At 57.0% G+C, this 21,548-nt stretch carries 19 protein-coding genes; 6 read left to right on the top strand and 13 right to left on the bottom strand.

Going from position 1 to position 21,548, the window contains the following annotated elements:
- Positions 1-709 precede the first annotated feature (709 nt).
- The 12 genes from ACR0KL_RS22455 to ACR0KL_RS22400 form a co-directional block, all read right to left on the bottom strand.
- Positions 710-1,639: an SMP-30/gluconolactonase/LRE family protein gene (locus tag ACR0KL_RS22455; RefSeq protein ID WP_170641086.1), complete on the bottom strand. Its 930-nt coding sequence runs from the start codon at positions 1,637-1,639 to the stop codon at positions 710-712.
- A gap of 92 nt (positions 1,640-1,731) precedes the next feature.
- Positions 1,732-3,234 (bottom strand): aldehyde dehydrogenase (NADP(+)), encoded by a 1,503-nt coding sequence (locus tag ACR0KL_RS22450; RefSeq protein ID WP_170680004.1) that lies wholly within the window; start codon positions 3,232-3,234, stop codon positions 1,732-1,734.
- Between the two features lies 1 nt (position 3,235).
- On the bottom strand, positions 3,236-4,147 hold the full coding sequence (locus tag ACR0KL_RS22445; protein ID WP_170680215.1) for a dihydrodipicolinate synthase family protein: 912 nt from the start codon (positions 4,145-4,147) through the stop codon (positions 3,236-3,238).
- A complete protein-coding gene (locus ACR0KL_RS22440) occupies positions 4,148-5,323 on the bottom strand; it encodes an L-rhamnonate dehydratase (RefSeq protein WP_170680006.1) in 1,176 nt (391 codons plus the stop codon).
- A 10-nt stretch (positions 5,324-5,333) separates the two neighbouring features.
- A complete protein-coding gene (locus tag ACR0KL_RS22435; protein ID WP_170680008.1) occupies positions 5,334-6,338 on the bottom strand; it encodes a 4-hydroxythreonine-4-phosphate dehydrogenase PdxA in 1,005 nt (334 codons plus the stop codon).
- Complete coding sequence (locus tag ACR0KL_RS22430) at positions 6,335-7,297, bottom strand: YncE family protein (protein ID WP_170680010.1); 963 nt, start codon at positions 7,295-7,297, stop codon at positions 6,335-6,337. The genes ACR0KL_RS22435 and ACR0KL_RS22430 overlap by 4 nt, the downstream gene beginning before the upstream one ends.
- A 73-nt stretch (positions 7,298-7,370) precedes the next feature.
- On the bottom strand, positions 7,371-8,522 hold the full coding sequence (locus ACR0KL_RS22425) for a substrate-binding domain-containing protein (protein WP_170680012.1): 1,152 nt from the start codon (positions 8,520-8,522) through the stop codon (positions 7,371-7,373).
- An 84-nt stretch (positions 8,523-8,606) separates the two neighbouring features.
- A complete protein-coding gene (locus ACR0KL_RS22420) occupies positions 8,607-9,734 on the bottom strand; it encodes an ABC transporter permease (protein ID WP_170556670.1) in 1,128 nt (375 codons plus the stop codon).
- Positions 9,735-9,745: 11 nt separating this feature from the next.
- A complete protein-coding gene (locus ACR0KL_RS22415) occupies positions 9,746-10,507 on the bottom strand; it encodes an ATP-binding cassette domain-containing protein (RefSeq protein ID WP_170556671.1) in 762 nt (253 codons plus the stop codon).
- Between the two features lie 119 nt (positions 10,508-10,626).
- The gene (locus tag ACR0KL_RS22410) at positions 10,627-11,673 is read right to left on the bottom strand and encodes a substrate-binding domain-containing protein (protein ID WP_170377209.1); all 1,047 of its coding nucleotides are present in this window, start codon (positions 11,671-11,673) and stop codon (positions 10,627-10,629) included.
- Positions 11,674-11,693: 20 nt separating this feature from the next.
- A complete protein-coding gene (locus ACR0KL_RS22405; protein WP_170667779.1) occupies positions 11,694-12,713 on the bottom strand; it encodes an ABC transporter permease in 1,020 nt (339 codons plus the stop codon).
- A gap of 11 nt (positions 12,714-12,724) precedes the next feature.
- Positions 12,725-14,230, bottom strand: a complete 1,506-nt coding sequence (locus tag ACR0KL_RS22400) for a sugar ABC transporter ATP-binding protein (protein WP_170680014.1) — start codon at positions 14,228-14,230, stop codon at positions 12,725-12,727.
- Between the two features lie 127 nt (positions 14,231-14,357).
- Between ACR0KL_RS22400 and ACR0KL_RS22395 the strand changes: the two genes are divergently transcribed.
- Entirely contained in the window at positions 14,358-15,398 is a 1,041-nt protein-coding gene (locus ACR0KL_RS22395) for a LacI family DNA-binding transcriptional regulator (protein WP_170667777.1), read from the top strand.
- A 268-nt stretch (positions 15,399-15,666) separates the two neighbouring features.
- Here ACR0KL_RS22395 and ACR0KL_RS22390 read toward each other — a convergent pair whose 3' ends face one another.
- The gene (locus ACR0KL_RS22390) at positions 15,667-16,578 is read right to left on the bottom strand and encodes a LysR family transcriptional regulator (RefSeq protein ID WP_170680015.1); all 912 of its coding nucleotides are present in this window, start codon (positions 16,576-16,578) and stop codon (positions 15,667-15,669) included.
- A 107-nt stretch (positions 16,579-16,685) separates the two neighbouring features.
- Between ACR0KL_RS22390 and ACR0KL_RS22385 the strand changes: the two genes are divergently transcribed.
- From ACR0KL_RS22385 to ACR0KL_RS22365, 5 genes are all read left to right on the top strand, one after another.
- Positions 16,686-17,462, top strand: a complete 777-nt coding sequence (locus ACR0KL_RS22385) for a CmcJ/NvfI family oxidoreductase (protein WP_170680016.1) — start codon at positions 16,686-16,688, stop codon at positions 17,460-17,462.
- Positions 17,463-17,475: 13 nt separating this feature from the next.
- Complete coding sequence (locus ACR0KL_RS22380; RefSeq protein ID WP_170680017.1) at positions 17,476-18,441, top strand: LLM class oxidoreductase; 966 nt, start codon at positions 17,476-17,478, stop codon at positions 18,439-18,441.
- 12 nt (positions 18,442-18,453) lie between these two features.
- Complete coding sequence (locus ACR0KL_RS22375) at positions 18,454-19,242, top strand: SDR family NAD(P)-dependent oxidoreductase (protein ID WP_170680018.1); 789 nt, start codon at positions 18,454-18,456, stop codon at positions 19,240-19,242.
- A gap of 92 nt (positions 19,243-19,334) precedes the next feature.
- Positions 19,335-20,180 carry an enoyl-CoA hydratase/isomerase family protein gene (locus ACR0KL_RS22370; RefSeq protein ID WP_170680019.1) on the top strand — a complete coding sequence of 282 codons (846 nt, stop codon included), beginning with the start codon at positions 19,335-19,337 and terminating at the stop codon, positions 20,178-20,180.
- An 81-nt stretch (positions 20,181-20,261) separates the two neighbouring features.
- Positions 20,262-21,248, top strand: coding sequence for a zinc-dependent alcohol dehydrogenase family protein (locus ACR0KL_RS22365; protein WP_480777535.1), 987 nt, complete (start codon positions 20,262-20,264; stop codon positions 21,246-21,248).
- Positions 21,249-21,548: the final 300 nt, after the last annotated feature.

Genomic DNA, 21,548 nt, shown 5'->3' with positions numbered 1-21,548 from the left:
GCACATTGCTACCTTCGAGGAGTTTCCTCCGATCCCCCCAGGAACGCCGGACCCCTACGAACCACCCACTGACTGAAGGGCGGCTTTGTCCGCGCAATAGGCCTTGATGAAACACGTGGCGAAGGGCCGGATCGAACCCACTTTGCCTAAAGCGTGATGCCCACAGATGTCCGGTCTTATACAGGTGGGTACAAACCTGACGAAACGACCGTTTCTGCTAGAGGGTTTTTCTCCACGAGGTTTTTCCTCATTTTGCGATGCCCGTAGATCGGTCCCGTAGTTGTTTGTATTGTTCGGTGTAAGCCAAAGCTAAAAATGCTGCGGTTGTGATGAATGTCCGCTTAGTTCCTTAGTGCGACGCAGACTTGAAGCTTGTCGCATCTGTCACCTAGATAGGGTTCAGGTGGGATCGCGGTAGCTTAGCAGGTTGGTCTTTTCCGGCTCAATCCTTCTATTCGACTGCGTGCTTGAATACTGCAGCCTTAGTCGCGTCGCGGACACTCGCAACGTTCAACTAAAAATCCTTGCAGGCCCTAGCATTAGAATTTGTGCGGCAGGAGCACAACAAATGCTTAAAAAACTGCTTCTTTGAAAAGTAGCTGCCCTTTCATAAACTTGTGCTGTGACTATTTCAAAACCATTTGATTGGGATTTGCGTCGACTTCTGCAAATGTCTCCCTTGCTTCCAACCCCACTTTCGCAAGTAAAGTCAAACCGGTGAGACACCGTTTACATTGAGATAGATCGCGTAAAGGCTGCTTGTTCCGGTCGCGAACAACCGGTTCAGCTTGGCGCCGCCAAAACATATATTCCCTACCATCTCGGGTATGTGCAACTTGCCGATCAAATCTCCTTGTGGGTTCAGGCAATGAACACCGTCTGCAGCAGAACTCCAGATGCGGCCTTCACGGTCTGGCCTGAAACCATCGAACAGCCCCGCCGAACAATTGGCAAACACCTCGCCGCCCGTCAGAGTTCTTCCGTCGCTCGCGACGCCGAATCTGCGAATATGCGCCGGGCCATCTGGGTCATGGGTGACGCCCGTGTCGGAAATGTAGAGAGCGCTCTCGTCCGGCGAAAAGGCCAAGCCGTTGGGTTTCACGAAGTCGGTGGCAACGGCTGCCACCTCGCCTGATGTCGGATCCAAACGAAACACATGACACGCCCCGATCTCACTTTCGGCGCGTTCGCCTTCATAGTCCATCATGATCCCGTAGGAGGGATCGGTGAACCAGATCGACCCGTCCGATTTGACGACAACATCATTCGGCGAGTTTAAACGCTTTCCCTTCCAAGCGTCCGCTAGAACCGTGATAGAGCCGTCATGTTCAGTCCTTGTGACACGCCGGGTCAGATGTTCGCATGACACCAGCCGACCCTCCCGATCCACCGTGTTGCCGTTGGCATTGTTCGAGGGCTGCCGAAACACTGAGACCGATCCATCGGTGTCATCCCAGCGCATCAGACGGTTGTTGGGGATATCAGACCAGACCAGATAGCGCCCGGCGGCAAACCAGGCCGGCCCTTCGGACCAACGCGCACCGGTCCACAACCGTTCGACCCGCGCGTGGCCAATGAAACAGGCTTCGAACTCTTTTTCGATGACCTCAAATCCGGTGCCCTCCAGAACGCCGTACATCCATTTTCTCCTTTGTTTGTCCTTTAGCCGCCGCCGAACCTGTGCGTTCGTGGCGTTTTGGGGTCAGGCCACAGACGGCCTGACGTGGATCCTCAGCCCTGGAGTTCATTCGGCAGCAAAGCACCAGGCATGTTCTGATAACTGACCGGGCGCAGCCATCGTGCAATACCGAAAGTACCGACAGAAGTCGCGCGCACGTCGGTGCTAGCCGGGTAAGGCCCGCCATGCATCATCGCCGAGCACACCTCGACACCCGTGGGAAAGCCATTGGCCAACAAACGTCCGGCTTTCTCTTCGAGAATGGGCATTAGGGTGCTGGCGAAGTCATGATCTGCGTCATCCATGTGCACCGTCAGGGTCAGTTGGCCTTCCAGCCCTTCGGCGAGCGCCACCATCTGGTCCGTGTCGTCGCACAGAACGATGATGCCAGCCGCACCGAATACTTCGTGTTGCAGTTTGGGGTTTGCCATCCACTGTTCCGCGTTGACTTTGAACAACGCAGGCAGGGCTGCGCGTTTTCCAGCCGCGACACCGCAGGATGTGACCTCGGTCATCAGATCGCGGAAGGCACGCACGCCCTGTTCATAAGCCACGTGGATGCCGTCGGTCAGCATCTTCTGCTCGGCGGTTCGGTTCAGTGCGTCAACACAGGCGGTTTCCAACGCATCCGCATCCGGGCCTTTCAGCATCACGGCAACGCCGGGGTTGGTGCAGAACTGCCCGGCCCCCATGGTCAGAGACGCGGCCCAGCCCGCGCCGATCTCTGCCGCTCGCGCATCCATAGCGGTGGGCAGACAGAACATCGGGTTGACCGAGCCAAGTTCGCCGTAAAACGGAATCGGGTTTAGGCGCGCATGGCACAGATCATAAAGCGCCCTGCCACCGGCCAATGATCCGGTGAAGCCAACCGCCCGAATATCGGGATGTTGCACTAGGACCGATCCGACCTCGCGCCCTGACCCCTGCACGATCTGGAACGTGCCTGCGGGCATGTCGCAGAACTCAATCGCCTTGGCGATGGCCTGAGCCACCAATTCAGCGGTACCCGCATGGGCGCTGTGGCCCTTGACGATCACAGGGCATCCAGCGGCCAAAGCCGAGGCGGTGTCCCCGCCCGCCGTTGAAAAGGCGAGCGGGAAGTTCGACGCACCAAAGACGGCCACCGGGCCGATGGCTTTGTGCGTCAGGCGCAGATCAGGACGGGGGAGTGGCGTCCGATCAGGAAGTGCGCCGTCTTTGCGGATATCGAGATACCCGGTCTCTTCGATCAGATCGGCAAACATGCGCAACTGCCCGGTGGTGCGGCCGCGTTCGCCCACCAGGCGCACCTCGGGCAGTCCAGTCTCTGCCATGCCGGTCTGGGTAATCTCCTCCCCCAAAACATCCATCTGCTCAGCAATCGTGCGCAGGAACGCTGCTCGCTCGGCCCGCGATTTGCCCGCAAACGCGCGAAAGTCACGGCGAGCGGCTCGACAAGCCTCGTCGACCTGCGCAGCTGTCGCCTGCGCAAAGTTCTGCCCGTCCAGATCATCTGAGGCACGCTGGTTTTCTGAGCCGACCCAGTTTCCGTCGATCAGGTTTTGTCCAAGGATCATCTTATTTTCCCCACTTCAGGACCATCGGGTCCAACGGTTTCAAGAGGTCGATCAAACGGTCGCGGATCGCCGGTTGAAGCGGGTCAATCGGGTGACGACAGAACTCGGACCGGATCACGCCGCCTTCGACCATCGCCGCCTTGCAGGACTGCCAGCCGCATTGGCGGTTTTCGTGGTTGATCACCATCGCCACCCGCCCATAGGCGGCGGTTGCCTCATCAAAGCGACCTGCCTGGTGATGGGTGATGACCGGCTTGATCTGGTCCACGATCATACCCGAGGTCATCGACCCCGTGGCTCCCGCATCCAGATCGGCCAGCAGGGTGATCCCCTCTTCCCCATCAAACGGCGCTTCAATCGCGTCGCCCCCTTCGGCAATCAGCGCACGCAGCTTGTTGGCGGCACGGGGACATTCGATCTTGAACAGCTTCACCATCTCGATCTCTTGCGCCATGCGCACCAGCAGAGGCACCGGCAGGTCGACACCCGACAAAGGCGCATCCTGAACCATAATCGGAATGCCGACCTCGCCCACCGCAGCAAACTGCTCGAAGGTCTGCTGTGCATTCCCTTTCAGAAGCGCCCCGTGATAGGGCGGCATCATCATCACGATGTCCGCACCCAAGTCCTTGGCAAATTGCGCCCTTTCCACCGCGATCTGAGTAGCGAAATGGCTGATCGTCACGATCATTGGAACACGTCCCGCGACGTGCTCCAGACTGAGCCGGGTCAAAGTCTCGCGCTCGGCGTCCGAGATCAGGAACTGTTCGGAGAAATTCGCCAGAACACAGATCCCATCCGCGCCCTGATCAATCAGACAATCAAGAACGCGTTTCATCCCATCCAGATCAAGCGTTCCGTCCTCGTTGAACGGTGTTGGCGCAACTGGCCAAATACCGGTGTAGGTCATGATTTACTCCGTAATCTGGAAGTGTTTGAGGTGTTTGTCCGTGATTTCGATCCCAAGACCCGGCGTATCGTCATCCAGATCAAGGAACCCATCAACGGCTTCGGGGTCACCTTCGAAGATGTAATAGAAAAGCTCATTTCCGACCTCGACATCAAAGACGGGGAAGTACTCGCTGATCATGCAATTGGCGTTGGCCATGGTCAGATGGTAATTGTGCATCTGGCCCGCATGGGGGATCACAGGCACCTGAAACGCCTCGGCAATCGCGTTGATCTTCTGCGCTGCGGTGATGCCACCCACCCGGTTCGTGTCATATTGCAGGACCGATACGGCCTTTTTCTCGATCAGGTCTTTGCAGCCGATGACCGAGAATTCATGCTCACCGCCAGAGACTGGCACGATATTCATCGCATTCAACTCGCGGTAGCCTTCGACATCGTCGGCGATCACCGGCTCTTCCAGCCAGCGGGGTTCATATTTGACGAGTTTGGGCAGCATCCGCTTGGTGTAGTCGAGATTCCAGCCCATGTAGCATTCGAGCATGAGATCGACGTCATAGCCGATGACCTCGCGCACGGCCTCGACCCGTTTGAGGTTCTCGCGCATCCCAGCCATACCATCTTTGGGCCCCCAGCCGAACCGCATCTTGTAGGCGGAGTAGCCGTTCTTTCGCGCCTTGGCGGCCTCGGCCTGCATTACGTCGATGGGACCGGAGTAGAGCTTGGAGTAATAAACCGGGATCTTCTCTTTGGTGCGCCCGCCCAGCAGTTTGAACACAGGCTTACCCGCCAGCTTGCCCATCAGGTCCCAGATCGCCAGATCGACGGCCGAGATCGCCGTCATCCCGATCCCCTTGCGCCCCCAGGCGTGGCTGCGCCGGTACATCTTTTCCCAGAGGTAAGCATAGTCGAACGGGTCTTCGCCGATCACCAGCGGAGCAAACCATTCGTCAATGGCCGCCTTGACCACCGAAGGAGCCAAGGCCGCGTTGCCGATACCGATGGTGCCGTCTTCGGTCTCGACCTCGCAGGTTAGCCATTGGTGGAACCGGAAAGACGACATCGCATCGCCTTTTTCGTAAAGCACGTCTGAGGCGTTGGTGCAGAAATTGCCCGTCGGCGGCACGGTTGGTCCAGTCCAGTTCCAGACGCGGGTGCGCACGGATTTAATCTTGGTCATCTTGGTCTCCTCAGTCCGCGCTGCGTTCGGCGCGATGTGTTTTGGCCATGCGCACCAGCAGATCGAACGCCTGCCGCATTGCGCCCGGATTGGCCTTGTTCTGTCCGGCGATATCAAAGGCCGTGCCATGCGCGGGGGTGGCGACCGGGATGGGTAAGCCGCCGGCCACGGTCACGCCGCGCTCAAAGCCCATCAGCTTGATCGCGATCTGGCCCTGGTCGTGATACATGGTCACAACCGCATCGACCTCGCCCCGCTGCGCCTTGAGGAACACGGTGTCCGAGGGCCACGGGCCGGTCACATTCAACTGTTTCTGCTGCGCCTTGCGCACGGCGGGCTCCAGAATGTCGATCTCCTCCCGGCCAAACTTGCCATTGTCGCCAGCATGGGGGTTCAGCGCCGCCACTGCGATGTTGGGGCGAGCTTTGCCCGCCTTGCGCAGCGTGTCATTGGCCAGATTGACCGCCTTCAATATCCCCTCTTCAGTGATATTGGCCGCCACATCCTTCAACCCGATATGTGAGGTCACGCGGGTCGTCATCAGCTCATCCAGAACGTTGAGTTCAGAGTGATAGCCGGTATGCCCCATGTAGCTCGCCATGTAGCGGTGCTCGTCCTCGGCATTCAGCCCGGCGGCGGTCATCGCGGCCTTGTTGAACGGGCCGAACAGGATACCATCCACCTTTCCCGCCATCGCCAGATCCATTGCTTTGTCGAGACAGCGGAGCGACGTCGTACCGCCCTCGACGGTGAACTCCGCGATCTTCACGTCCTCGGGCGCGATGGTGTCGAGTTCAAGATGTGACAGGCCCGGTTGATTTGCCACTGCATCCACCGTGTTGATCGGCACGTTCAGATCAGCCTGTTCCGCGCCGCGCCTCCACAGATGACTGTCTCCAACAAGCACAATATCCGCGGCCTCCTGCACGCCGTCCTGATTGAGCAGTTTGGCGATCAGTTCCGGGCCGATCCCCGAAGGGTCGCCGGGCACAATTGCGATACGAGGCTTAGTCATGCCGCGTTCTCCCAGTGTTTTGAAAATCCGTCGGGCAAGATGACCATCACGTCCGGTTCCTTGCCCGTATCAAAGGTCTGCACAACCTCGAACGTATCAAGATTGAACCGCTGCACCTGTTCGCAATCGATGGCGATATAGGCAAAGGCGGCCTCATCATCGATGCATAGTGCCAGCGGGTTCGCGGGTGTTTTCTGTTCGTGCAGCATCTCGCCCGTAGCTTCATCGAATACCGAGAACGACCCCCCGAAATGGTTCATCGTCACCAACCGGTTGCGTTTCTCGTCGTAGTAGATGCGGCAGGGATCATCTGGCGTAGGAAAGGTGCGCTCGATCTCAAGCGTGTTGGTGTTGACCACGGCTACGGTGTTCGAGATACGCTGCGAGGTATAGAGCGTCTGTGCCTGTTCCCGCAGGCAACGCCCTTCAGGTTTCTTTCCGGTCTTGATTGGGATCGGCGAAACCGACGCATCATATGGATTGAACACGGTAACATTGCCCGAGGTCAGGTTCATTGAATACGCTGTGTGTCCGTCCCTGGTCAGCGCAAACAGATGGCACTTGGTGCCGCCGGTTGGCGTGATGTGATCCCAGCCTTGATCGAAGGCACGCGGGTTTTCCTTGACCAGCAGATGGCCTGTCCATTCGGACAGCACGTAGAGACGCCCCTGCCCGTCTAGCCCAATCCCGTGCGGACGGGCATGCTCGCCCAGATCGTAGCTGTGCACGATTTCCTGTTTGCGGATGTCGATCACGATCACGGACCGACCGTCGGTGCCTTCGATACCGGAATTTTGCACGCCGTAATGACCGACATAGGCATAGTGAAACTCGTCATCGACCACGAACTCATGAGGGAAATGCGGCAGATCCAACCGCCCCTGCCGGGCACCGGTTTCAATGTCATACCAGCTTACGCAATGGCTGCATTTTTCAATCAACATCATGGATTGCGCCATTCGGGCTCTCTCCGTCTTTGGTTACTTCAGGTGCCTGCGGCCAGCCCTAACGGGCCAGCCACAGGCGAGTTTCTTAGCGCTCCAATGCGCCCACGCCCGAGAAGCGGAACGCTTCTTGTTCCAGCGCATCGATCTCCTCAGCGCTCATCTGGTCATGCGCGACGGTGATCCGGCCCAAGAACACAAAGGGCAGTTCGTCCTGCCGGCCCTCCATATGCGCCTTGATCGCTTCGGCTGTCGCCGCCCCCACATCGTCACCCATGCGCATCGGGGTCGCGTCCAGCTCGCCCCGGCGAATGGCGTCCAGCTCAAGGCCGGTGCCGCCCCAACCGGTCGAGAACACGTCTTTCTCTTTGCCGACCGCAAGCTGAGCTTCGACCGACCCCATGGCCATCGCGGTGTTGGCGTTATGGATGATGGTGGCTTCTGGATAGGCTTGCAGGATCAGGCTGGTGCCCTCAAAGCCGCCTTCGCGCTGGTACTCACCGTAATGCTCGTAAACGGTAGTCCAGTTGCCTTTCTCCTCAACGCAAGCCTTGAAATCACCCGACCGCTGGTCGTCGGTGATGCCAGGAATTCCGCGGTTCATCGCCATCGTGACGTCACTGCCCAGCCGTTCCAGCATATAGTCGCACATGGTCAGAGCACCGGCGGCAGAGCTGAAGTCGAACCACGCATCAGGCTGATTTATCAGCTCTTTTGGTGGCGTGTGGAAGGCCCAGACGAAGGTCGCAAACCCGTCATTTCCGGCCATCTTGTCGATATTGTCAGCCTGAATAGCCAGTTCCGACGGGCCAAAGATCACGAAGTCATACAGGTCCGCATCCTGAACCACCTGGTTGGCATAGGTCGATTGCAGACTGTGTTCGATCTGACGGCTGGCGAATTCGGTGGTTTCATACTCAATGCCCAACTCGTCCAGACGTTTGGTCATCGCCAGATAGTTGCGCGCCCAGAAGTCGGAGGTGTCAGCAGAAGGATAGATCAGTGCGATCTGCAAAGGTGCATCCTGAGTGCCTTCATACTTGACCGCTTCGGCCCCTGTCATCGCCTGCAAGGCTTCCAACTTGCCGTCGGCGTTAACCTCGCCCGGGACCCAGTAGTCCCGATCTTCGATACCCGGCAGTTCCTTAAGCGGTAGCTTTCCGTGCCCATCAGCAAAGGCTGCAGTGGCACAAAGGCAAAATGCGCTTGTCGTCAGTAGTGCTTTGTTCAATTGTTTCACGGTAAGTCCTCCCTTTCGCGAACATTGTGGGGCCTTGCAGGTGCGCCAGGACTCCTACCTCCGGGCGCACCACTTTTGTTTGCCTTAGCCGCTTGGCGTAGGCTCGGTTGCCAGTCCCGCCCCTAGGGCAAGCAACAGGATTAATGCGCCGATCAGAGCGGCCGAGAAGCGGATCAGTTTTTGCGCCTCTTTGCTGCGCAGACCCGCCAGAAGGCCCTGCGCCCCGTCACGGTCTTTCTTTTGCATCCAGGTGTAGAGCGCGACCGAGCTGACGATCACCACGCCCGAGGCGACGGATTGCCAGAAGAACTCGATCCGCAGAGTCACCAGTGCGTTGATCATCATCGACAGCAGCAGCACACCGGCCAGAGAGCCCAGCATCGAAGCGCGTCCACCGAACAGGGACGTGCCGCCCACAACAACCGCCGCAATCACATGCAGGTTGAAATACGGGGCCGAGGTCGCCTGAATGGCGTTCAGCTTTCCGGTCAGCATGACACCGGCCATCGCGGCAGCGGCACCCATCAGCACATAGGCATAGATCTTGTGTCGATCGACGGCCACACCGGTCATTTCACTGGCTTCGGGGTTTGAACCGATGGCGATGGTGTAGCGCCCGAAATAGGTGCGGGTCAGCACAACGTAGCCAATGGCCATTGTGATCAGGCCCAGCACCACCGGCACGGGAATGAAACCTGGGATCTGACCACGTCCGATTTCGGTGATGAGATCGGGGAAACGGGCCAGCACCAGACCTTTGGCAATCACCAGTGCCAGACCGCGATAGACGAGGTCCATCGCCAGAGTGCCGATCAGATCAGGTACCTTGAACCGGGTAATAACCAGACCGTTGATCAATCCCATAATCGCGCCCAGCACAATCGCCAGAGGTACGGCTACCCAGGCCGGAAAACCATATTGCTTCACAAGAAAGGCCATGAGAATGGCCGACAGTGCCGCAATCGAGCCAATCGACAGATCAATCCCGCGCTGGGTGATGACAAAGGTCATCGCCATTGCCATCGGCATATACAGCGCCGCATCCAGCAGGATCAGATTGAGATTGGTCAGACGGAAATACCGGGCTGGTTCCGCAATCCCCATGAAGATGAGAATGGCCAGGATCATCACCATTGGCCCGATAAAGGCCAGATAGGGCTCCAACCGGTCCATGATGGTTCTTTGTTCAGTGTTTGTCATCGCCGCGGACATAATGTTCTCCTTCACGCAGCTGCATCCTGGGCGCCGACAATCAGGCCCAGAACGTCTTGAACGGAACTCTCCGCAGTTTTGACAACGCCAACGGCGCGGCCCCTGCGTTGCACATGCACGCGGTCCGCCACTTCGAACACGTCATCCAGGGAGTGCGAAATCAGGATCACGGCAAGGCCCTGTTCACGCAGCGCCTTGATCAGCTTCAGCGTCCGTGCCGTTTCCTGTGGCCCAAGTGCGGCAGTGGGTTCGTCCATCACCAGCAAGCGCAGGTCTTCGTGATAAACCGCGCGCGAGATCGCGACCGCCTGACGTTGCCCGCCTGACAGGCTTTCCGTCATCACATCCATCGACCGCAGCCGCACACCAAGACGTTCTTCCAGAACCCGAGCCGCCTCAGACTTCATGCGTTTGTTGTCCAGAAACGGAATGCCGAACACGTTTTTGGTCAACTCGTTGCCCAGAAACATATTGGCCGCAGGGGAAAGGTGATCAGCCAGTGCGAGGGTCTGGTAAACCGCATCAATCCCGTTTGCGATTGCGTCAGAGTGGCTGGCCATCTCCAACGGTTTTCCATCCATCAGGATGTGGCCTTCGGTGGGCTGATACACTCCGGTCAGGATCTTGATCAGGGTGGATTTTCCCGCCCCGTTGTCCCCGACGATGGCGAGTACTTCTCCTGCATAGGCCGCCAGATCGACGTCCTGCAGCGCGGTCACCCCGCCGAAGCGTTTGGTTATTCCCAGCATTTGAACCAATGGCTGTTCGCTCATGGTTTCCTCCTTTGCGCAAAGCTCCGCCATGGCGGTCGAAAGGCCGCTGAGCTGGCTCTGTGCTGTGTCATCTTTTCGAGCGGGGCCCTCGCCATTTCAGGCAAGGACCACCGGAACGGTTACTTGCCCCAGATCTTTGCGTAGGCTTCGCGATAAGGGCTGTCCGGGTCGAACTGATTGCTATCGCCCAGCTTGGCCAGACCTTCCTCCGTCACCAGTGCGGGCGACGTGACATAGCCCGAGCATGCCTCGCCCTGAATGGCACGGTTCAGTTCATCGACCAGTTGCCAGCCTTGCAGGTTGAGTGGCTCGGCCACGGTGATTGTCTGGTAGTTGCCGCTGCGGATACGCTGGAAGGCAGCCTCTGAGCCATCACCAGCCGAGCCCGCTTGAGGCCCGTCGTCTGACGAGATACCCGCCGCCGCCAATGCAGGTCCCATGAAGTCAAAATACAGATCGTTGATCGCTAGCGCGTGTGTCCACTGGTCGCCGTATTTCTGCAGCAGACTCGTGGTCAAAGGTCCCATTCGGGCCGAGGTATCGGCGATCGGAGTATCGACATATTCCAGCACCGTACCGCCCGCAGCCTCGATGGTTTCTTTGATCCGGTCGGCCTTGTCGATGGCGATCTGATAGGTCGAGTCGGTAAAGATGATTGCGCCAACCCCGTCGCCGCCGTCTTCCATGGCCCATTCAGCAGCCACTTCGGACACTGTCATCGCGTCGGTTGAGACATTGGCAAAAATGCCTCCCGGCGCGTCACATCCGATCTTGGGACCCGAGTGCCACGCGACCATCGGGATTCCTGCGCTGACAACACCCTCTAGTGCTGCCTGTTGTTCAACAGCGTCAAAGCCGTTGATGATGATCCCATCCGGCTGCAACGCTAGTGCCTGGCCGATGGCTCCGGTCCGCCCCTGAATAGAACCGGCTCCGTCCAGTACGCGAACGTCCCAGCCAATGGTGCCAACTGCTTCTTCGACGCCATTGGTGACCCCGAGAATGCCTCCATTTTTTAGATCGCCCGCGACGACGACAATGGATTTGCCTTCAGCAGCTGTCGGTCCACTGGTTGGCCCGTCAAACGCCGTCTCGGCGGCGAGCGGAAATCCCAAGCCTGTCAGAAGCGCGGCGGCGGATACCGCCATGAAAGTCCGTTTCAGCATAATCTCCTCCCTTATGCTGTTTACTTTTTGGCGCCTTTGCGACGCTGAGCGTAACCGGCGATACCGATTGCAATCAGAAGCGTGACACCGTTGAACATCGGCTCGACCCAGAAGGATCCACCGAATTGCTGAATGCCCGAGATACCAACAGCCAGGATCGCGACACCCACGACTGTTCCCCAAACATTCACGCGTCCCGGCTTGATGGTCGTGGACCCAAGAAAGGCCCCGACCAAAGCAGGTAACAGGAATTCAAGACCGACCGAAGCTTGCCCGATCCGCAATTTCGACGCCAGCAACACCCCGGCAAAGGCGGTGATCAGGCCTGATGACATGAAAGCGCCTATAACGAATTTCCGGGTCGGAATACCGTTCAACTGCGCAGCACGCTGATTGGCGCCGATCGCGTAGAGGTACCGACCGATTGGCGTGTATTCCAGGATCAGCCACATCGCGACAGTGATCGCCAGAACGTAGAAGCCAGTGATAGGTAGACCGAATACAAAGGTGCCGTTGATGGCATAGAAACTCTCCGGCAACGCGCCGACCATCTGACGTCCGCCCGTGTGCCACAGCGCCAGCGCATACAGGACCGTGCCTGTGCCCAGCGTGGCAATAAAGCTGTCGATCTTGGCGACCTCGACCAGCAGACCGTTTAGGAAACCAGTCAGCAAACCCAGCAACAGAACAATCGCCACCGCAATCGGCCATGGAATGCCGTACAAGGTCTGCAGAGAGATCGCCAGGATATGCCACAGCACGATGCCGTACCCGACCGTCAGGTCAATACGACCTGCTGCCATCGGTATCATCGCCCCCAACGACAAAAGCGCAATGATCGCCTTGTCCGAGATAATCGCCCGCAGGTTCAGAAGCGTTGGGAAGGTGTTTGGCAGAAGGATCGAAAACAGGATGATCAGAAAACCTGTCAGCAAAACCAGCCCGTAAACCGGCAAGAACCTGAGAATTCGGGTTTTTAGCGAGGCGTCTTTCAACTCGGCCTTTGTCGGTTCCAGCGCATTGGATTCAAGCGATTGCATAGACGTATTCCTTAACTCGCCACGGCGTTCGAGGCCGAGGCAGCCTGTATCAGGTTTTCAGTGGTCAGTTCGGTGCCGGTTAACTCGCGCACGATCTGACCCTGGCTGAAGACAATGGCGCGGTGGCAGATGGCGGCGACTTCTTCGAAGTCAGTTGAAACGACGATGATGCCAACACCCTCTTCCATCGCGCGGTTCAACAGCGCGTAGATTTCAGCTTTTGCGCCAACATCGACACCTGCGGTCGGGTCTTCGCAGATCAACAGTTTGCGTTTGGTTTCAAGCCAGCGCCCGATGACAACTTTTTGCTGGTTGCCACCCGACAGGCTTTCAATCGTCATGCTCTGATCATTGGGAGACAAGGCCACGTCGGCACCGATCCGCGCGGCGCTCTCTGCCTCGGCCCGGTGGCCCATGAACGATAGCAAGGACCGCCCGATGGCCGCTGGATTCAGGAACGTATTCTCGCGGATGGTCAGCGACATGGCGACCGATTCCTCGGTTCTATCCCGCGCCACCAAACCGATCCCGGACGCCATCGCGGTCTGCGGAGAGCTTAAGTCAGGCGTTTCACCATGCAGGGTAATCTGGCCACTAAACCCCTCCGACCCGAACAGCGCGCGCGATACATTCTCGTGCCCTGCCCCGCGAAGCCCGACAAGCCCGACGATTTCATTTGTCTGCAACTTGAAACTGACGTTATGCGCTGCTTCCATGTTCAGGCCAGACACCTCAAGCAGCGTCGCACCCGGAGGTGCGTCTGGCTTCATCACCTGCCGTGTCTTGCGACCGACGATCATGTAAACTAGCTCTTCGGGAGTTGTATGGTCGATGCTGCGCAGACCGACCATCTCGCCGTCTCGTAGCACGGCAACCCGGTCAGCAATCTGAAATATCTCGTCCAGCCGATGCGACACGTAGATCATGCCGACGCCTTGTTCCTTCAACGGGCGCAGCGCTTCGAACAGTCGCTCGACCTCATCTGCGGGCAGAGATGCGGTTGGTTCATCCAGAACCAAATAGTCGCAATCCACCGCCAAAGCGCGGGCAATCGCGACCAGAGATTTCTCGGTTCGCGACAAGTCCTGCACCCGCGTGGTTGGCTCGAATTCACACCCCACCTTGTCCAGCGCGTCTTGTGCAAAGCTCTCTACAGATTTCCAATTGATCAGACCGCCTTTGCGGGAATAGCCCAGAGCAAGCGCAATGTTCTCGGCCACGGTCATCCATTCGATCATGCCCAGATCCTGGTGGATAAAGGCAACGGACTGACGCTCGCCAAAACCACCCGGGCGATGTTCGTAGGGTTCGCCATTGATCAGAACCCGCCCTTCATCCGCCTTGTGAATGCCGCCAAGGATTTTGATGAGGGTCGATTTGCCAGCTCCGTTTTCGCCAAGCAGGGCAACAATCTCACCACGCTCGACGTTTAGCGAAACATCCCGCAGCGCATAGGTGCCGCCAAAATGCTTCTTTATCCCGTCAAAGAACAGATTGTTTTGTGCAGTGCCGGGCACGGCAGTCTCCTCCTGGACCTGGGTGACCCTGATGCTCCTCAACATCGTATTGAGTTACCCGTAACGTTACGCTAGCATTCGCACAGACCCGGTCATTGTCAATAAAAAAGAGTTACCCGTAACGTAAATGAGCAGTGATACTGATAAATCAAGCAAAAACAACAAAGTAAGCCTTGCTGAGGTGGCGAAGGCTGCGGGCGTGTCGAAGATGACAGCCAGCCGAGTCCTGCGCGACGAAGGTGGGTTTTCGGAAAAAACGCGCGCCAAGGTCATGGCCGAAGTGGACAGGTTGGGCTACCTGCCGAATCGCTTGGCGACCGTTTTCGCGGGTGACAAGAAGTCTACTTTCGTCGGGGTCAGCATCCCCGAATTGGGCAACGAAATCTTCGCGCAGGTTCTGGAGGGCATCGACCGCAAACTCGGCGCTTTCGGGCACCAGACTGTGCTCGGCCTCACCGAGCACGAAATCGACCATGAGGAAAAATGGATCGAGACCGTGCTGTCCTGGCAACCTGCCGGGCTGATTATCACAGGTCGCTCGCACAGCCAAAAAGCGATCCAGATGCTGCGAGGCGCAGGCATCCCACTGGTCGAAATCTGGGATTTCAATTCAAGCCCGTTGGACATGTGCGTGGGGCTCAACCACTTTGACAGCGGCTACAGTATGGGTCGTTATCTGGCTGGAATGGAGTATCAAAAGTTCGGCTATGTCGGCACTTCACATGACGTCGCAAATGCCGCAACCGCACGTCTGAACGGCTTTTCCAAGGCCATCGAAGATGCAAACGGGCGGCTTGAAAAACAACTACTGCTGAAGGACACGCCAGGCTTCTATACCGGATTTTACGGCACCGAGCAGCTGCTTGCCTCCCACCGCGATATCGAAGTTGTTTTCTACCAGAACGACAATATGGCGATTGGCGGGCTTCACTATGCTCAAAAAATCGGATTGAGCGTTCCGAACGACATTGGAATTGCCGGATGGGGCGACTTACCCATTTCAGCGATTCAACCCTATCGGTTGACGTCAATTGCAGTACCCCACCTTAAGATTGGACAGATCGCAGCCGAGATGGTTCTGGCCCAAATCAATGGAGAGCCAACGAAGTCCACCAAGGACGTCGGATTTCGGCTTATTCCTGGGAGTACGGTGAGAAAAAAAATCTGACCGAATGGGTAAGTTGGGAACAGCCAGCAAGGAAGCGCATGGAAAGTTCCCAGATTTTCCCGGCTCACAACGGATATTGAGCAAAGCTTTCGATTGCTGTGGTTGCCGCCCGCATAGCGGTCATTCAGAAACCGTAAATCAATTCGAAAAGCAGAAATGACGGCTGGGCGGAACAAACCAGACTTTTGCGATTGGAAAAGGCATGTCCACTTGTCCCCGTCCCGGACCTTGTTGTCACGATGTCTAAGAGCGTATTGTCCGATAGCTCTTATGTTTCCCAAGGAGGCTTTGCCCCTATCTCTGCAACCAGAAAGTCCATGAACACCCTCACTTTTGGGGACAGCACGTTGGACTTGGGATAGATCAGCCACAAGACATTGTCTTCACTGGCCTCAAAGTTTGGAAGAACCCGCACCAAACGGCCTGACTTCAGTTGGTCATGCACGCTCCAACGAGCATTCAAAGAAATACCTGCTCCTGCTAGTGTGGCGCGGACCTGGCTTTGACCGTCATCGATGATCAAGTGGCCTTTGGCTGAGGTAGGATCGAAGACAGCGTTTTCACCCGCCGGTCCTGTAAGTGACCGCGGTTGGAGGTTTTGGAAAGCGATCAGACGGTGGTTTGTCAAATCGGCTGGTGTATCGGGAACGCCATGCGTTTCGAGGTAGTGTGGCGCGGCACAAAGGATACGCTGGTCATCCGCCAGTTTGCGGCCCTTCAGGCTGGTGTCGACAAGTGGCGCGTTCCTGAGTGCTAGATCGTAGCTTCCTTCGATCAGATCGAACTGCACATCCGATAGGCGCAAATCGAGCGTGAGATCGGGGTGCTGTTCAAGAAACTTTGGCAGGATTGGCGCGATGTAGAGCTGTGCGAAACTGCTTGGCGCAGCAAAACGCAATGTACCTTTGATCGTTGTCATTTGCTTACCCAATGCAGCAAATGCCGCCTCTTCCTGCGCAATGATCTCACGGGCGAAGGGCAGGAAATCCGCTCCTTCCACTGACAACGACACTTTGCGTGTCGTGCGGTGCAAAAGCTCGAAACCGAGGTTCTGCTCCAGCTTGGCAAGCCTTGTGCTGGAAACCGCTGGGGCCATGCCCAGATCACGCCCCGCCGCGCTGATATTCAGCATGTCTGCTGCCCTAATAAACAATCGAAGCGCGTCTGTGTCTAAGCCCATTATATTTATTTTCCGAATTATCAATACATGATTGGGCAGTTTATCTTCAATTTGATCGAGGTTAAATCCCTTTTAAAGAGACAGCAAAGCTTAGGCAGGAGGCGCACATGACACGGACAGCCACCGTCAACTACCATGTTCACAAATCCTACCGGCAAGCCTTCGAGCTTGATGCTGGCGGGGTCGCTGGCAACCTGATTTCCCCTGAGTTGGTCGCGACATCCGTTGTGCTAGCAGACAACCGCACAACGACCTCATCAGTTTCATTTGCATGTGATGCTGTTGAAATCATGCCACTTGAAACGCAGGTCCGAGACTTTGCAGGCGACAGCTGGAAACCGAATTACGATGCGGAACTTAAAGCTATGCTGAAGGACAAGCTGGGTGCGAGAGAGGTCGTGGTTTTTGATCACACTGTTCGGGTGGATGACCCCGACGCAATACGTAAACCGGCGCGCAATGTTCATAGCGACTACAGCAAGGACGGAGCCGAACAACGGCTTATCGACTTGGTGGGTGCCGAGACCGCAGCGGAGTGGGCGCAAGGTCATTTTGCCTTTGTCAACGTATGGCGTCCTGTAGAGCATGCGATCAATTCGGCACCCTTGGGCTTTGTACGGCCGTCGTCTGTCGACCCGTCTGACTGGATTCTACTGGACCTGATCTATCCTGACCGCGTGGGGCAAATCATGGGGCTGGCGGGAAACCCCAAACATGAGTGGATCTATCAATCCAAAATGACAACGGATGAGGTCGCGGTCTTCAACATATATGACAATCAAGGCCTGGCTTCGATTGCTCATAGCGCCCTCGATATGGTCGAGGATCCAAACATCACTACCATTCGCAAAAGCATCGAAAGCCGCACTTTGGTGCGCTATTAAAGGAGGGCCAGACATGTTGGATGAAACGCAGCCGGCTGGGTTTGAGCAAATCAATTTGGCCTACAACCAGGTGTTCCGTCCCGGACGACTGAGCGTCGGTCTTGTATTGCCTCTCGAAGCTTATGCCGTCGGGGCAGAACCGACGCTACGAGGGCATTTGGAAGCGGCTCAGAAAGCCGAGGAGCTTGGGTTTGCGGCACTTTGGCTGCGGGACGTGCCCTTCAATGTTCCAAGCTTTGGCGACCCCGGGCAGGTTTTCGATCCATTTGTCTATCTGGGAGCGTTGGCAACGGCGACGGATCGGATTGCGCTTGGAACGTCGAGCGTGATCCTGCCTTTGCGTCACCCCGCTCATGTCGCCAAGGCAGCAGCGACGGCAGATGTGCTCTCTGCCGGGCGGTTGCTTTTGGGTGTCGCGTCCGGCGACCGGCCCGAGGAGTACCCGGCGATGAACCAGAGCTTTGAAGATCGCGGGGCACGTTTCCGCGATAGTGTTGAGTACATCCGCGCCGTTGAATCGGCTTACCCGACACATAAAAATGCACAGGGCAAACTGCATGGCGGGATTGATCTATTGCCAAAACCGCACGGGACGCGCCTGCCGATGCTCATTACCGGTGGCAGCCAACAATCACCTGATTGGGTAGCGCAGAACGGAGATGGCTGGATGACATATCCGCGCAATGCGGCGGCTCAGGGTCAAGTCATCTCAGATTACCGCAGACGCGTGAAAGCTGCAGGTCAACCGGATAAGCCTGTGATGCAATCGCTATACGTCGATGTTGTAGCCGACGCTGCCGCACCACCACGCCCAATCCATCTTGGGTTTCAGTCGGGCACCGACTTCCTGCGCAGTTATCTGCGCGAGATTGAAACGCTCGGGGTCAATCACGTCGCGCTGAACCTAAGGTTCAATCAAGCACCGATCGACACAACCCTCGAACATCTGGCGGACACTCTGCTGCCTGACTTTTCCTGAAGGATCAGACCGATGACCAAGACTATTCTCATTACAGGTTCAACCGACGGCATTGGCCTGCTGACAGCGAAGAAGCTGGCTGCCGGTGGGCACAAGGTGCTCCTCCATGGACGCAGCGCATCCAAATTGGAGAGCGCGGCTGCCGCCGTCGGAGGCGATGTCGAAACCTATGCCGCTGATCTCAGCGATTTGTCCGCGGTTCGAAAACTGGCCGAAAACGTTCAGGCGAAGCATCATAAACTGGATGTATTAATCAACAACGCCGGTGTGCTAAAAGCCCCTCAATCCGTGCTGGAAAATGGTCAGGACATCCGCTTTGTTGTGAACACGCTTGCACCGTATCTGCTGACCGAATTGCTTTTGCCGATCATTCCCGCCGACGGGCGTGTCGTGAATCTGTCATCGGCTGCACAGGCCCCGGTAAACCTCAAGGCCATGCAGGGCAATGTGCCAATGGCTGACATGGAAGCCTATGCCCAAAGTAAGTTGGCGATCACCATCTGGACCCGCGAATGGGCCAAATCGCTGTCGAATGCACCTGTGATGGTCGCCGTAAATCCCGGATCCCTTTTGGCATCAAAGATGGTGAAAGAAGGCTTTGGCCTGGCCGGGAACGATATGAACATCGGCGCTGATATCTTGATTGATGCGGCCTTGGGTGCGCGGTTTGCGGACGCGGCCGGAGCCTATTTCGACAATGACAGTGGCACTTTCGCTGATCCCCATCCCGCAGCGCTCGACAAAAACCACGCTGCCGATGTCATTACCGCTATCAAAGACTTGATCAGCCAGACAGGCTGACCATCCCGGCGCGAAAACGCCGAACACCTCCACCTTTAACACTCCCCTACCCCTCACGCGTGCTGCGTCGAGGCCCAAGAAAGGACTGCCTAATGAAATACGAGAACTTTCAAACCTTTGACGTAGCTGTCGAAAACGGCATCGCCACGGTCACCTTCAATTTTGGCTCCGTGAACGTGCAAGGCCAGGAAATGCTGGCCGATCTCAACAGTCTGGCCATGCGGCTCGAGCGGGACCGCGACACCAAAGTCGTGATCTTTCAGTCGGCCAATCCGGAAATCTGGGTCTGCCACTACGATACCGAGCTACTTAAGGACATGTCGACCGAAGCCGTGTCCCGCGAGGACGCTCGGCTGTTGGATCTGCAATCGGTTTGCGAGCGGATCAGCAAGGTACCGCAGGCCACCATTGCAAAGCTGGAAGGGTTTGCGCGCGGTGGCGGGCACGAATTGGCCTTGGCGTTGGATATGCGCTTTGCCGCGCGGGGAAAGTACAAGTTCATGCAGATGGAGGTCGGAATGGGCATCCTGCCCTGCGGCGGTGGCGCCTCGCGCATGGCCCGTCAAACCGGCCTTGGCAAAGCGCTTGAGATCATCCTGAGCGCGCAAGACTATGACGCGGATGACGCCGAACGTTTGGGCACCATCAACAAGGCTTTGGAAGCGGATGAAATCGGCCCGTATGTGACTGCTCTGGCCGAACGGATCGCACAATTCCCCGCAGAGTCGATCAATGCCTGCAAACAGATGGTCTATGAATCCATCGACAAACCCATCGATGAGGCGCTGAAGGCCGAAGCCTATTGGCTGTATCAGGCGACCAGCAAAACTCCGGCAGTAAAACGTTTCACGATCGCGGATGAACAAGGTTTGGAACATGACATCGAGAACCAGCGCAAGTGGGGCGATCTGGTGATGCAGGTGCAGGACATCAACTGATCCCACCTCAACACAATGAACTCGTCAGGCGTGCGCGGTTTCCACGTGGGCCTGACACCATTTCTCAAAAGGAAAACTTCAATGAAGGCAATGGTTCTCAACTCTTACGGACCCGATGCGCTATTCGAGCTTGCTGAAATTCCCGATCCGGTCGCGACACCCGGACATGTTGTCGTCAAAGTGGCCGCGACCAGCGTCAACACCGTCGACACAATGATCCGAAGCTTGGGCGCGGACCTGCCTCTGTCCCCTCAATTGCCTGCCGTGCTTGGCATGGATTTTGCTGGCACGGTTGTTGCGATTGGCGACGGTGTGACAGGTCTTGCCATAGGCGATGAGGTGTACGGTTGTGCAGGTGGATTGACGGATCTCCCGGGCGCTTTGGCGGAGTACATTAACGCAGACGCGCGCCTGATCGCACACAAACCCAAGACGCTGAACATGCGGGAAGCTGCAGCGCTGCCTCTCGTCGGCATCACCGCCTATGAAGGGCTGACCCGTGCTGGTGTTGGCGAAGGGCAGACTGTTCTGGTGCAGGGTGGTGCCGGTGGCGTTGGTCATATTGCCATCCAAATCGCCCGCCACCTTGGTGCCAAAGTATCAGCAACGGGTCGCGACGAGGGCCAGTTGACCCTGATCGAAGAGCTGGGCGCGCGCGCGATAGATTTCACAACACAAAAGGTCCAGGACTACGTGGCAGAGCGCACCGGCGGTGTGGGCTTCGATGTGGTGTTCGATAGCGTTGGCGGTCCGAACATGACGAACTCTTTCGAAGCCGCCCGACTCAATGGCCATGTCGCCTCAACGGTCGCGATGGTCGAGATTGATTTGACGCCTATGCATTTCAAAGGTCTGTCTCTGCACGTCGTTTTCATGCTGATACCGATGATGCACGATGTCGGGCGGCAAACTCATGGCGACATCCTGCGGATACTGGCGGATCTGGCGGATGACGGCGCTCTCAAACCGATTGTTGACGAACATAAGTTTGGGTGGAACGATGTCGGTGCAGCTTATGGGCACCTGACGAATGGATCTGCGGTCGGAAAAGTCGTAGTGGAGGCGTGACAAGATTCAACTGGGGTTGGTGCGTATAATGACTTTTCGCACCAACTCAGTTTGAGCTGCATTTGATGACGCACATCTTGCATTGCTGACCTTAGAGCCGATCGCATCCTATGTTACTTTGGGTTCGCAGCAGCCGATCGCTGCGATCTGCTCGAACGGTCGGTTCGGTGTTTTCGAATGTCCGATTCCCTCAGAGCGTTTGGCGGAAGTGCAGGCAAAGTCACCATTCAATCAAAGGTCGGGTTTATGAATTCCGGAAGCGATGCGCGCGCGCTCGTAAATACGTGAAAGAAGTGCTCC

Source organism: Ruegeria sp. C8, from assembly GCF_056537565.1.
This window is presented reverse-complemented; position numbering and strand designations above follow the sequence as displayed.

Excerpts from the sequence above, each read along its gene's own strand:
- ACR0KL_RS22395 (WP_170667777.1), top strand. The coding sequence starts at position 14,358 with ATGAGCAGTGATACTGATAAATCAAGCAAAAACAACAAAGTAAGCCTT.
- ACR0KL_RS22440 (WP_170680006.1), bottom strand. The coding sequence starts at position 5,323 with ATGACCAAGATTAAATCCGTGCGCACCCGCGTCTGGAACTGGACTGGA.
- ACR0KL_RS22435 (WP_170680008.1), bottom strand. The coding sequence starts at position 6,338 with ATGACTAAGCCTCGTATCGCAATTGTGCCCGGCGACCCTTCGGGGATC.
- ACR0KL_RS22410 (WP_170377209.1), bottom strand. The coding sequence starts at position 11,673 with ATGCTGAAACGGACTTTCATGGCGGTATCCGCCGCCGCGCTTCTGACA.
- ACR0KL_RS22430 (WP_170680010.1), bottom strand. The coding sequence starts at position 7,297 with ATGGCGCAATCCATGATGTTGATTGAAAAATGCAGCCATTGCGTAAGC.
- ACR0KL_RS22405 (WP_170667779.1), bottom strand. The coding sequence starts at position 12,713 with ATGCAATCGCTTGAATCCAATGCGCTGGAACCGACAAAGGCCGAGTTG.
- ACR0KL_RS22455 (WP_170641086.1), bottom strand. The coding sequence starts at position 1,639 with ATGTACGGCGTTCTGGAGGGCACCGGATTTGAGGTCATCGAAAAAGAG.
- ACR0KL_RS22415 (WP_170556671.1), bottom strand. The coding sequence starts at position 10,507 with ATGAGCGAACAGCCATTGGTTCAAATGCTGGGAATAACCAAACGCTTC.
- ACR0KL_RS22420 (WP_170556670.1), bottom strand. The coding sequence starts at position 9,734 with ATGTCCGCGGCGATGACAAACACTGAACAAAGAACCATCATGGACCGG.
- ACR0KL_RS22390 (WP_170680015.1), bottom strand. The coding sequence starts at position 16,578 with ATGGGCTTAGACACAGACGCGCTTCGATTGTTTATTAGGGCAGCAGAC.
- ACR0KL_RS22370 (WP_170680019.1), top strand. The coding sequence starts at position 19,335 with ATGAAATACGAGAACTTTCAAACCTTTGACGTAGCTGTCGAAAACGGC.
- ACR0KL_RS22375 (WP_170680018.1), top strand. The coding sequence starts at position 18,454 with ATGACCAAGACTATTCTCATTACAGGTTCAACCGACGGCATTGGCCTG.
- ACR0KL_RS22380 (WP_170680017.1), top strand. The coding sequence starts at position 17,476 with ATGTTGGATGAAACGCAGCCGGCTGGGTTTGAGCAAATCAATTTGGCC.
- ACR0KL_RS22365 (WP_480777535.1), top strand. The coding sequence starts at position 20,262 with ATGAAGGCAATGGTTCTCAACTCTTACGGACCCGATGCGCTATTCGAG.
- ACR0KL_RS22450 (WP_170680004.1), bottom strand. The coding sequence starts at position 3,234 with ATGATCCTTGGACAAAACCTGATCGACGGAAACTGGGTCGGCTCAGAA.
- ACR0KL_RS22385 (WP_170680016.1), top strand. The coding sequence starts at position 16,686 with ATGACACGGACAGCCACCGTCAACTACCATGTTCACAAATCCTACCGG.